Origin of the sequence: Streptomyces sp. NBC_01803 (genome assembly GCF_035917415.1) — a bacterium.
GTDB lineage: Bacteria > Actinomycetota > Actinomycetes > Streptomycetales > Streptomycetaceae > Streptomyces.
Window position 1 is genome coordinate 4997355 of record NZ_CP109073.1, and the last position, 12253, is coordinate 5009607.

The 12253-nt window shown below is 68.9% G+C and carries 11 protein-coding genes; all 11 read left to right on the forward strand.

Features of this window, described 5'->3' with window-relative positions:
- Nucleotides 1–56 precede the first annotated feature (56 nt).
- The 11 genes from rapZ to pgi all read left to right on the forward strand — a co-directional run bounded on the left by rapZ (nt 57) and on the right by pgi (nt 12203).
- On the forward strand, nt 57–977 hold the full coding sequence (gene rapZ / locus OIE51_RS22725; RefSeq protein ID WP_326599625.1) for an RNase adapter RapZ: 921 nt from the start codon (nt 57–59) through the stop codon (nt 975–977).
- A 2-nt stretch (nt 978–979) separates the two neighbouring features.
- Complete coding sequence (locus OIE51_RS22730) at nt 980–2035, forward strand: gluconeogenesis factor YvcK family protein (protein ID WP_326599626.1); 1056 nt, start codon at nt 980–982, stop codon at nt 2033–2035.
- The gene (gene whiA / locus OIE51_RS22735; RefSeq protein ID WP_326599627.1) at nt 2026–3003 is read left to right on the forward strand and encodes a DNA-binding protein WhiA; all 978 of its coding nucleotides are present in this window, start codon (nt 2026–2028) and stop codon (nt 3001–3003) included. Before OIE51_RS22730 ends, whiA begins: the two co-directional genes overlap by 10 nt.
- Nucleotides 3004–3181: 178 nt before the next feature.
- Nucleotides 3182–4186, forward strand: a complete 1005-nt coding sequence (gene gap / locus OIE51_RS22740) for a type I glyceraldehyde-3-phosphate dehydrogenase (RefSeq protein WP_326599629.1) — start codon at nt 3182–3184, stop codon at nt 4184–4186.
- Nucleotides 4187–4292: 106 nt separating this feature from the next.
- Nucleotides 4293–5495 (forward strand): phosphoglycerate kinase, encoded by a 1203-nt coding sequence (locus tag OIE51_RS22745; RefSeq protein WP_326599630.1) that lies wholly within the window; start codon nt 4293–4295, stop codon nt 5493–5495.
- A 5-nt stretch (nt 5496–5500) separates the two neighbouring features.
- Nucleotides 5501–6277, forward strand: coding sequence for a triose-phosphate isomerase (gene tpiA / locus OIE51_RS22750; protein ID WP_326599631.1), 777 nt, complete (start codon nt 5501–5503; stop codon nt 6275–6277).
- 158 nt (nt 6278–6435) lie between these two features.
- A complete protein-coding gene (gene secG / locus OIE51_RS22755) occupies nt 6436–6666 on the forward strand; it encodes a preprotein translocase subunit SecG (RefSeq protein WP_326599632.1) in 231 nt (76 codons plus the stop codon).
- 83 nt (nt 6667–6749) lie between these two features.
- On the forward strand, nt 6750–7085 hold the full coding sequence (locus OIE51_RS22760; protein ID WP_079032138.1) for an RNA polymerase-binding protein RbpA: 336 nt from the start codon (nt 6750–6752) through the stop codon (nt 7083–7085).
- An 86-nt stretch (nt 7086–7171) separates the two neighbouring features.
- Nucleotides 7172–9004: a polymorphic toxin-type HINT domain-containing protein gene (locus tag OIE51_RS22765; RefSeq protein ID WP_326599634.1), complete on the forward strand. Its 1833-nt coding sequence runs from the start codon at nt 7172–7174 to the stop codon at nt 9002–9004.
- Between the two features lie 838 nt (nt 9005–9842).
- Nucleotides 9843–10232: a hypothetical protein gene (locus OIE51_RS22770; protein WP_326599636.1), complete on the forward strand. Its 390-nt coding sequence runs from the start codon at nt 9843–9845 to the stop codon at nt 10230–10232.
- A gap of 318 nt (nt 10233–10550) precedes the next feature.
- The gene (gene pgi / locus OIE51_RS22775) at nt 10551–12203 is read left to right on the forward strand and encodes a glucose-6-phosphate isomerase (protein WP_326599637.1); all 1653 of its coding nucleotides are present in this window, start codon (nt 10551–10553) and stop codon (nt 12201–12203) included.
- Nucleotides 12204–12253 lie beyond the last annotated feature (50 nt).

The following is a 12253-nucleotide window of genomic DNA, read 5'->3' on the forward strand; positions in this document are numbered from 1 at the left end:
ACCACGGACACCAGGACACCCAGCACGACCCGAGAGGTATACGGGGGGACCGCATCATGAGCGAACAGATCAGCGGTGAGAACGAGCCGACCGCGGCGGCCGGCGAGGAAGTGCTGACCACCCCGGAGCTGGTCATCATCTCCGGCATGTCCGGCGCCGGCCGCAGCACGGCGGCCAAGTGTCTGGAGGATCTCGGCTGGTTCGTGGTGGACAACCTGCCACCCGCCCTGATCCCCACCATGGTCGACCTCGGCGCCCGCTCCCAGGGGAACGTGGCCCGCATCGCCGTCGTCGTGGACGTCCGGGGCCGCGGCTTCTTCGACAGCCTGCGGCAATCCCTCACCGACCTGGACACCAAGGGCGTGACCCGGCGGATCGTCTTCCTGGAGGCGTCGGACAACGCGCTCGTCCAGCGCTTCGAATCGGTGCGCCGCCCGCACCCCCTCCAGGGCGACGGCCGCATCGTGGACGGCATCGCCGCCGAGCGCGACCTGCTGCGCGAGCTGCGCGGCGACGCCGACCTGGTGATCGACACCTCCAACCTGAACGTGCACGAGCTGCGCGCCAAGATGGACGCCCAGTTCACCAGTGACGGCGAGCCGGGGCTGCGGGCGACGGTGATGTCCTTCGGGTACAAGTACGGCCTGCCGGTCGACGCCGACCACGTGGTCGACTGCCGCTTCCTGCCCAACCCGCACTGGGTGCCCGAGCTGCGCCCCTACACCGGCACCAGCGAGGAGGTCTCGGGCTATGTGTTCAACCAGCCCGGCGCCAAGGAGTTCCTCGACCGGTACGCGGAGCTGCTGCAGCTCGTCGCCGCCGGATACCGGCGGGAGGGCAAGCGCTATGTGACCATCGCCGTCGGCTGCACCGGCGGCAAGCACCGCAGCGTCGCCATGTCGGAGAAGCTCGCCCGCCGGCTGTCGGCCGAGGGCGTCGAGACCGTCGTCGTGCACCGCGACATGGGACGCGAGTAGGGATGCCGCTAAAGGGCGTCCGGCAGCGCCGGACAGCGGAGGGCGAGAGTCGCGGCCGGCGCGCGGTCAGATCGCCGCGCGGCGGGCGCCGCAGCGCCCAGCCCAAGGTGGTCGCGCTCGGCGGCGGCATGGGCCTGTCCGCCTCGCTCACCGCGCTGCGGCGGATCACCGGCGACCTGACGGCGGTCGTCACCGTCGCCGACGACGGCGGCTCCAGCGGCCGGCTCCGGGACGAGCTCGGCGTGCTGCCCCCCGGCGACCTGCGCAAGGCGCTGGCCGCCCTGTGCGGCGACGACGAGTGGGGCCGCACCTGGTCGGAGGTCGTCCAGCACCGCTTCACGAGCGAGGGCGCCCTGCACGACCACGCCGTGGGGAATCTGCTGCTGGTCGCCCTCTGGGAGCAGCTCGGCGACCACGTGCGCGCGCTGGATCTGATGGGCAGGCTGCTGGGCGCGCACGGCCGCGTCCTGCCGATGTCGGCCGTGCCGCTGGAGCTGGAGGCCCTGGTCAAAGGCCACGACCCGGCGCGCCCCGACGAGCTCAGCCAGGTGCGCGGCCAGGTCGCCGTCGCCCTCACCCCGGGCGAGGTGCGCCAGGTGGTGCTCGTGCCGAACGACCCGCCCGCCGTCCCCGAGGCGGCGCAGGCCGTTCTGGACGCCGATTGGGTGATCCTCGGACCGGGCTCCTGGTTCTCCTCCGTCATCCCGCACCTGCTGGTCCCCGACCTCCTCCAGGCCCTGACCGACACCAGGGCGCGCCGGGTCCTCTCCCTCAATCTCGCGCCCCAACCCGGCGAAACTGATGGGTTCTCCCCGCAGCGTCATGTGGAGGTTTTGGTACAACACGCCCCTAAACTCGCCTTTGACGTGGTGCTGGCGGACCGCGCCGCCGTGCCGGACGAGGAAAGTCTGCGCCGGGCGGCGAAGCGGCTGGGGGCCGGAGTCGAGCTGGCGCCGGTGGCCGCGCCGGACCGTTCCGCCCGGCATGATCCGGAGCTGCTGGCCGCCGCGTATGACCGTATTTTTCGGATGCATGGAAGGATCGGCCCATGGCGATGACGGCTGCGGTGAAGGACGAGATTTCCCGGCTTCCCGTCACCCGCACCTGCTGCCGCAAGTCGGAGGTGTCGTCCATCCTGCGCTTCGCGGGCGGCCTGCACCTGGTCAGCGGGCGGATCGTGATCGAAGCAGAGCTGGACACCGGGATCGCCGCCCGGCGATTGCGCCGGGACATCCTGGAGATCTTCGGGCACTCCTCCGATCTCGTGGTGATGGCCCCCGGCGGCCTGCGCCGCGGCAGCCGTTATGTGGTGCGCGTGGTGGCGGGCGGCGACCAGCTCGCCCGGCAGACCGGCCTGGTCGACGGCCGCGGCCGGCCCATCCGCGGCCTGCCCCCGCAGGTGGTGTCCGGAGCGACCTGCGACGCCGAGGCCGCCTGGCGCGGCGCGTTCCTCGCCCACGGCTCCCTCACCGAGCCCGGCCGTTCCTCCTCCCTGGAGGTCACCTGCCCCGGCCCGGAGGCCGCCCTCGCCCTGGTCGGCGCGGCCCGCCGGCTCCAGATCGGGGCCAAGGCCCGCGAGGTCCGCAGTGTGGACCGCGTCGTCGTGCGCGACGGCGACGCCATCGGCGCCCTCCTCACCCGGCTCGGCGCGCACGACTCCGTCCTGGCCTGGGAGGAGCGCCGGATGCGCCGCGAGGTGCGGGCCACGGCGAACCGCCTGGCCAACTTCGACGACGCCAACCTGCGTCGGTCCGCCCGTGCCGCGGTCGCCGCCGGCGCCCGCGTCCAGCGCGCCCTGGAGATCCTGGGCGACGAGGTGCCCGAGCACTTGGCCGCCGCCGGGCGGCTGCGCATGGACCACAAGCAGGCGTCCCTGGAGGAGCTGGGCGCGCTGGCCGACCCGCCGCTCACCAAGGACGCCGTCGCCGGCCGCATCCGCCGCCTGCTGGCCATGGCCGACAAGCGCGCGCAGGATCTGTGCATTCCCGGCACCGAGGCATGCCTCACGGAGGAGATGGTCGGCTGATCCGGCCGCCGGGGCGGCGACCCGTGAAGCGCACCCGGCCGTTGTTTCCGGGCCCGAACACGCCTGGCCGATGTCACCTGCGAAACCGGGGCGCGGTAGGGTCAGAAGAGGTCGGGGACATCCCTATACAGCATCGCCGGTGTTCGTTTCACCGGCGTACCAACGAGGAGATCGGTTCGTGACGATCCGCGTAGGAATCAACGGCTTTGGCCGTATCGGTCGCAACTACTTCCGCGCGCTCCTTGAACAGGGAGCGGATGTCCAGATCGTCGGAGTGAACGACCTGACCGACAACGCCACCCTGGTGCATCTGCTGAAGTACGACAGCATTCTCGGCCGCCTCAAGGAAGAGGTCACCCACACCGAGGACACCATCACGGTCGGCAACCAGACTTTCAAGACGCTGGCCGAGCGCGACCCGGCCGCGCTCCCCTGGGGCGAGCTCGGCGCCGACATCGTCATCGAGTCCACCGGCATCTTCACCAAGCGTGACGACGCCGCCAAGCACCTCGCCGCCGGCGCGAAGAAGGTCCTGATCTCCGCGCCCGCGAAGAACGAGGACATCACCATCGTGATGGGCGTGAACCAGGACAAGTACGACGCCGCCGCCCACGACGTCATCTCCAACGCCTCCTGCACCACCAACTGTGTGGCGCCCATGGCCAAGGTGCTGGACGAGAGCTTCGGCATCGTCAAGGGCCTGATGACGACGGTCCACGCCTACACCAACGACCAGCGCATCCTGGACTTCCCGCACAACGACCTGCGCCGCGCCCGCGCCGCCGCGCTCAACATCATCCCGACGACCACGGGTGCCGCCAAGGCGACCGCCCTGGTCCTCCCGCAGCTCAAGGGCAAGCTGGACGGCATCGCCATGCGCGTCCCGGTGCCCACCGGCTCGGTCACCGACCTGGTCGTGGAGCTGGACCGCGAGGTCACCAAGGAAGAGATCAACGCCGCCTTCAAGAACGCGGCGGAGACCCAGCTCAAGGGCATCCTGGAGTACACCGAGGACCAGATCGTCTCCTCGGACATCGTCAACTGGCCCGCCTCCTGCACCTTCGATTCCTCGCTGACCATGGCGCAGGGCAAGCAGATCAAGATCGTCGGCTGGTACGACAACGAGTGGGGCTACTCCAACCGCCTCGTCGACCTCACCGTGTACGTCGGCGAGCGGCTCTGACCCTTTCGTCAACGCAGGGCTCGCAGAGCGCGTCACCGCGCGCTGCGGGCCCTTGCGCCATGCGGCAGAGAAGTGCGGCAGAGAGTCTCTAGGAGTCCAGACAACCATGAAGACGATCGACGACCTCCAGGTCGCCGGACAGCGGGTCTTCGTCCGCGCCGACCTCAACGTCCCGCTCGCCGACGGGACCATCACCGACGACGGCCGCATCCGCGCCGCCGTCCCGACCATCGCCAAGCTCGCCGAGGCGGGCGCCAGGGTGATCGTGGCCTCGCACCTGGGCCGCCCCAAGGGCGCGCCCGACCCGCGGTTCTCCCTCGCCCCCGTCGCCGCCCGCCTGGGTGAGCTGCTGGGCAAGACCGTGGCGTTCGCCGCCGACACCGTCGGTGACAGCGCCCGGGACACCGTCGCCGGGCTGGCCGACGGCGACGTGGCCCTGCTGGAGAACCTCCGGTTCAACGCGGGCGAGACCAGCAAGGACGACGCCGAGCGCGGCGCCTTCGCCGACCGGCTCGCCGGGCTGGCCGACCTCTATGTGGGGGACGGCTTCGGAGCCGTGCACCGCAAGCACGCATCGGTCTTCGACCTCCCGGCCCGCCTCCCGCACGCGGCCGGCGGCCTGATCGCCACCGAGGTCGGCGTGCTGCGGAAGCTCACCGACGACGTCAGCCGTCCCTACGCCGTCGTCCTCGGCGGCGCCAAGGTCTCCGACAAGCTCGGCGTGATCGACCACCTGCTGGAGAAGGCCGACCGCATCCTCATCGGCGGCGGCATGGCGTACACCTTCCTCAAGGCCCAGGGACTGGAGGTCGGCGACTCGCTGCTCCAGGAGGACCAGGTCCCGGCCGTCCAGGAGTACCTGAGCCGGGCGAAGGAGCGCGGCGTGGAGTTCGTGCTCCCGGTGGACGTCGTGGCAGCCAAGGACTTCCCCGACCTGAGGACGAAGGCCCCCGCCGGCCCCGTCGTGCTGAGCGCGGACGCCCTCACGCCCGGCCTCCAGGGCCTGGACATCGGCCCGGCGACCTGCGAGCTGTACGCGGCGAAGCTGGCCGACGCGGGCACCGTCTTCTGGAACGGCCCGATGGGTGTCTTCGAGCACCCCGACTTCGCCGAGGGCACCCGTGCCGTGGCGCAGGCGCTGCTCGACAGCCCGGCGTTCACCGTCGTCGGCGGCGGCGACTCCGCCGCGGCGGTGCGCATCCTCGGCTTCGACGAGAACGCGTTCGGCCACATCTCGACCGGCGGCGGGGCCAGCCTCGAATACCTCGAGGGCAAGACGCTCCCCGGCCTCGCGGCATTGGAGGACTGACGACCATGGCGTCGCGCATCCCGCTCATGGCGGGCAACTGGAAGATGAACCTCAATCACCTGGAGGCCATCGCCCACGTCCAGAAGCTGGCCTTCGGCCTGTCGGACAAGGACTTCGACGAGGTCGAGGTCGCGGTGCTGCCGCCGTTCACCGATCTGCGCTCCGTGCAGACGCTGGTGGCCGGCGACAAGCTGAAGATCAAGTACGGCGCCCAGGACATCTCGGCGCACGACTCCGGCGCGTACACCGGTGAGGTGTCCGGGCCGATGCTCGCCAAGCTCCACTGCACCTACGCGGTCGTCGGGCACTCCGAGCGCCGGCAGTACCACGCGGAGAACGAGGAGATCTGCAACGCCAAGGTCAAGGCGGCCTACCGGCACGGGCTCACCCCGATCCTGTGCGTCGGTGAGCCGCTGGAGATCCGCAAGGCGGGCACCCACGTCGCGCACACCCTCGCCCAGCTCGACGGCGGCCTGAAGGACATCTCCGTCGAGCAGGCCGCCACGATCGTCATCGCCTACGAGCCGGTGTGGGCCATCGGCACGGGTGAGGTCGCGACCCCCGACGACGCGCAGGAGGTCTGCGCGGCGATCCGGGGGCGGCTGGCGGAGCTGTACGACGGCGAGCTGGCCGACAAGGTCCGCATCCAGTACGGCGGCTCGGTCAAGGCCGGGAACGTCGCGGCGATCATGGCCCAGCCCGACGTGGACGGCGCCCTGGTCGGCGGCGCGGCGCTGGACGCGGAGGAGTTCGTCAAGATCGTGCGGTTCCGCGACCAGTGAGCCGGTCAGCCGGCTGAGCCGGTGACCGGTGAGGGGTGACAGCCGCGCGCCGTGGGGTGCGTCGGCTGTGTACCCTGTCGGGGGTCGGACCTCGCCGGTCCGGCCCCCTTTATCCCTTTATCCATCGTCCGTCCGTCGTCGAGAGAGTTGGTCCAGTCGTGGAAACGGCGTTCCAGATCGCGCTGATCGTCATCAGCTTCCTGTTGGGACTGCTCGTGCTGATGCACAAGGGCAAGGGCGGCGGCCTCTCCGACATGTTCGGCGGTGGCATGCAGTCCTCGGTCGGCGGCTCCTCGGTCGCCGAGCGGAACCTGGACCGGATCACTGTGGTCGTCGGCCTTATCTGGTTCTCGATCGTGGTGGTGCTCGGTCTGCTCATGAAGTCCTAAGTCAGTAACTCGTAGCACTGGACGTGCGTTGTGCCTTGCATAGACTGAGGACTTCGCAGGACGTCAGGCAGGGAGTAACGACCGTGGCAGGTGGCAACGCGATCCGGGGCAGCCGGGTCGGGGCGGGGCCCATGGGTGAGGCCGAACGCGGGGAGTCGGCGCCTCGGCTGAGGGTCTCCTTCTGGTGCGCGAACGGGCACGAGACGCAGCCCAGCTTCGCCAGCGACGCACAGATCCCGGACACCTGGGACTGTCCGCGCTGCGGCTTCCCGGCGGGCACGGAGCGCGACGCCCCGCCCGCTCCGCCGCGCACTGAGCCGTACAAGACGCATCTCGCGTACGTCCGCGAGCGCCGCAGCGACGCCGACGGCGAGGCCATCCTGGCCGAAGCCCTGGCCAAGCTCCGCGGCGAAATCTGAGACGCACCCCCGGTGCCCGGCCCCCGTTCCCCGAGCGGGCGGCCGGGCACCGACGTTTTCCGGCCACTTTTCGCGCCGATTCCGCTGTGGCCCGCTGTGGCCTGTCACGACCGAATACCTTTTACGACGCCGACGGCCAGCGGCTGATCGGCCGGACCCCGACCGAGACCACCGTCTACCTCGGGCACACCGAACTCACGCTGGCCGCCGGATCGTCGACCGTCCAGGCGACCCGCTACATCGACCTGGGCGGCGGCCACACAGCGGTCCGCAAGAACGACGGCTCGATCTCCATCACCCTGGCCGACCACCACGGAACCGGCCAGATCAGCGTCGACGCGGCCACCTCGGCCGTCACCCAGCGCCGCACGCTGCCCTTCGGCGATCTCCGCGGCGACGAGCCGGCCTCCTGGCCCGGCACCCGCGGCTTCGTCGGCGGCACGACGGACATGGCCACGGGACTGACGCACCTCGGCGCGCGCGAATACGACCCGGCGCTCGGGCGGTTCGTCTCGCTCGACCCGGTGATGAACCTGACCGATCCGCAGCAGATCCACGGCTATACCTACGCCGCCAACAACCCGGTCACCTTCTCGGACCCCACCGGCCTGCTGTACATCCCGCGGATCTGGCCCAGCCACGGCAAGGCCGGCGGAAGCGGTTCGAAGGCCAGCGGCAAGGCGAGCCAGGGCGGCTCGCGCGGCGGCTCGCGCGGGGGATCGCGCGGGGGATCGCGCGGGGGATCGAGCGCCTACGGCAAGGGGTCGCTCATGCCGGCCTCCTCGTCCGTCACTCCCGCTGTCGCCAGCTCGGGAGGCGGGGGCCATGTCCAGGGGATCGACTGGGGGATAGACATCCCGTGGCCGGACGATGATTACGGAATCTGGGAGACCTTCACCGAGGCCATGGGCGCGGTCGGCGGAGCGATGGTGGACGGTGCGGAGGCCGCCGTCGAGTTGATGGTGCCCGACGTCAAGGCGGCTGTGAACTGCCTGAGAAACGCCGAGGTGAGCTGGTCCTGCGCCGCCACCTTCCTGGACTTCACGCCGCTGGGGTTCAAGAAGCTGCAAAAGCTCTATGACACGGCCGGGGACGTGCTGGGCAGGGGCGATGACGCGGCGGCGGATGCCCGCCATATCGCCCCACCCAGTTGCCGGAACAGCTTCGTCCCCGGCACCGAAGTGTTGATGGCGGACGGGACGTACAAGCCGATCGAGGATGTCGAGATCGGCGACGAAATCCTGGCGACCGACCCGGAGACCGGGGAAACGGAAGCGAGAACGGTCACCGCGGAGCTGGTGGACGAGGGCACGAAGCATCTGGTGACCCTCATGGTCAGGACCGACGACGGCGAAGCGGAAACCCTCACCTCGACGGCCGCCCACCCCTTCTGGACGCCGGGCTCCGAAGCCTGGACGACCGCCGGCGACCTGCGACCGGGCACCTGGCTCCTGGACCACACCGGCACCCCGGTACGGATCACCGCGGTCAGCCACCGCTCCACCACGGCGGTGGTGCACAACCTGACGGTGGAGGGCCTGCACACGTACTATGCCCTCGCGGGGCAGACGCCGATCCTGGTGCACAATTCCCATCCCGCAGGATGCGATCTGCCCGGGGTGCCGTCAGGATTCACTCCCCAAGACACCGGATTGGTTGCAGACAAGATTGCCGCCCATGCAGGTGGTCGCTCGATCCCTGGGGTTGCCGATGAGGATATCCCTGAATTCCTCGAGGACACGATGAACAATAATCCAGCAACGAGGCTCAGGGACACGCCGGGGGGGGGTACCCCTCGATGGGGCTGGTGGACTGGACCAAGAGAAGGCGGCACTATGATTATCCGGGAGGGTAATGATGGTGCCTTCATGCAGCCCGGGCGTGGGTATGAATACTACCAGGAGCAAGTTCTGGAGTGAATGCAGTGGGATTTGACTGGGATTCGAAGGCTCCGCTGACCGAGCGGCTCTGGTCTTGCTTTGATGAGTCCGCTTTTGCGGAGATCCGCGTTGCGGACCGGCGAGATCTGGCTGATATGGGTGTGACTCAGAACTTTGACGCATCTCCGTTTTCGCTCCGAGGAGGTATGCGATCGTTGGAGCTCATGATTGACCGAATGGCTCATGGATGGCACCCATCCGGATATTATTTGATCGACGAATATGCTAACGATATGCATACTCGCGACAGGGTCGGTGAAGTCATTCTCCGACTCCCGCTTCATCTGGGGCGAGAAATTCGAGAAGTGCTCGATGCCTTGGATGGGCGGCTCTGGGATCTGACTGTGCCAGATCTTGATAATCAAGTGGTCTCGCAATATTTTCCAGAGCGAGATGCGTCGAGGATGGCCTGGTGGTGGCATCGGATTCCGAGTCCGGTGCCATGGGCCGGGAGATAGTACCTGCTTCTATGATCGGTGTTACAGGACGCCGAGTGGTTCCGCCGGCACACGTACTACGTGCTGGCGGAGGCCACGCCAGTACTCGTTCACCATTCTGGGCCATGCCCGGGCTTTTCGACACGTCACGAGACGGCTGGTGATGTCGCTCAGAACTGCACCGAGGGACAGGCGACTCGAGATCCTGCATCCCAGTGGTATCACTGGGAACTGAGCAATGAAGCGCTTCTGGACTCGATCAACAACGCCCCAGCGGGAGACGGGATTCTCATCTCGCGTGACGAAACTATTCTTGGAGGTCATCACCGCTGGGACGAACTCCAAACAAGGGTCGAGGACGGGCGGGGAGTAGTGCTCTGATGTCCATGATTCATTCGACTGATCCCGACTTTCGCGTGTGTCGGATCAGTTTCAGCATGCTGCTCGAGATTCAGTTGGAGGCGGAGCGCCGGGGCTGGGCGACTCGGTGGACATCGGTGGACGCGCTACGCGGCCGGGTGGGGGAAGGAACCGTCGCCCTCCCGTCGCTGATGCGCGAGGAGCGAGGAGGGGCTGTGCGCGCCTATCGGTGCCTCCTCCTTTTCTCCGCCGTGGACGGCAGGGATGCTGGCGGGGTTGCCACGATCGATCTTGATCCGGCGAGGTTCGCATCGCTGGAGCGACTCGATCGAGATCCGGATGTTCGGAAGGCGCTTGCCCGGATGTTCTCCCTCGCGCTGGGTGGGATTTCGATGACTCCGAAGAAATAGTGGGCTCTTCTGACGTCCGAAGGCCGGTTTCACGGGGCGGCGACCGGAAGGATGACTTCCGGGAAACTGTTCAGGACGGGTACCGTCCAGGGTGGGCATCCACATGCTTTCGGGGTGCGGCGATCAGGCTCTCGTGGTGCGGGTGTTCGGTCGCTTTGACGAACCCGTGATGGGTGCGGCGATCCTCGGGCGTGGTGCCTCGTCACGGACCCTGATCGGCGGTGGGTGGGTGGGTGCTCCGGTGGTGAGGTGGAGGGATCCACTAGCGTTGGGGGTGGTGGGGGACAGTCGTGTGAGCCTTGATGAGCTGAGGACGGAATGAACGCTGCTGACCGGGCCAGGCTTGATCGGATGCCGGAGTGGAGTGCGCTGGCGAAGCATCGTGAGGGGCTCGGGGAGGTGGGGCTGCGAGAGTTGTTCGAGCGGGATCCCGGGCGGGCCGTGCGATTCGGGGTCCGGGTCGGGGATCTCCACATCGACTATTCCAAGCAGCTCGTGACGGACGAGACGCTGCGGCTGCTCCGTGAGCTGGCCGGTGCCACCGGGGTGGCGGGGCTGCGGGACGCCATGTTCCGGGGCGAGAAGATCAACGTCACCGAGGGGCGGGCCGTTCTGCACACCGCGCTGCGCGCGCCGCGCGACGCCGTGGTGGAGGTGGACGGCGAGAACGTCGTGCCGGCCGTGCACGCCGTGCTGGACAGGATGGCGGCGTTCGCCGACCGGGTGCGGTCGGGGGAGTGGACCGGGCACACCGGGAAGCGGATCAGGACCGTCGTCAACATCGGGATCGGCGGCTCGGATCTGGGCCCGGCCATGGCCTACGAGGTGCTGCGGCCCTTCACGGCACGGGAATTGGGCTTCCGGTTCGTCTCCAACGTGGACGGCGCCGATCTGCACGAGGCGGTGCGGGACCTCGACCCCGCCGAGACGCTGTTCATCGTGGCGTCGAAGACCTTCACCACCATCGAGACCATCACCAACGCCACCTCGGCGCGGCGATGGCTGCTCGACGGGCTCGGCGGGGACGAGGCCGCCGTCGCCAGGCACTTCGTCGCCGTGTCGACCAACGCCGAGAAGGTGAGCGCGTTCGGCATCGACACCGTCAACATGTTCGAGTTCTGGGACTGGGTCGGCGGCCGGTACTCGTACGACTCGGCCATCGGGCTGTCGCTGATGGTGGCGATCGGGCCGGAGCGGTTCCGGGAGATGCTGGACGGATTCCGGCTGGTCGACGAGCACTTCCGCACCGCGCCGTTCGAGGAGAACGCGCCCGTGCTGCTCGGGCTGCTGGGCGTCTGGTACGGGGCCTTCTTCGACGCCCAGGCGCACGCCGTCCTGCCCTACAGCCACTATCTGTCGCGCTTCACCGCCTACTTGCAGCAGCTCGACATGGAGTCCAACGGCAAGTACGTGGACCGGGAGGGCCGGCCGGTCAGCTGGCAGACCGGGCCCGTGGTCTGGGGCACGCCCGGGACCAACGGGCAGCACGCCTACTACCAGTTGCTGCATCAGGGGACGAAGGTCATCCCGGCGGACCTGATCGGGTTCGCGCGGCCGGTGGCCGAGCTGGAGCCGTATCTGAAGGGCCAGCACGATCTGTTGATGGCGAACCTCTTCGCGCAGGGGCAGGCGCTCGCCTTCGGCAAGACCGCCGACGAGGTGCGGGCCGAGGGGGTCGCGGAGGAGCTGGTGCCGCACCGGACGTTCCCCGGGAACCGGCCGACGACCACCATCCTCGCCGACGAGCTGACGCCGTCCGTGCTGGGGCAGTTGGTCGCGCTGTACGAGCACAAGGTCTTCGTGCAGGGCGCCGTGTGGGACATCGACTCCTTCGACCAGTGGGGAGTCGAGCTGGGCAAGGTGCTCGCCAAGCGGGTCGAACCGGCGCTGGTGGAAGGGGCCGAGGTGCCGGGCCTCGACCCCTCCACCGCCGCGCTCGTCGCCAAGTACCGCGAGCTGCGCGGACGCTGAGCCGGGGGGCGGCCCCTCCCGCGGTCTCCGTCGGCGGCTGCCGCTCCGGC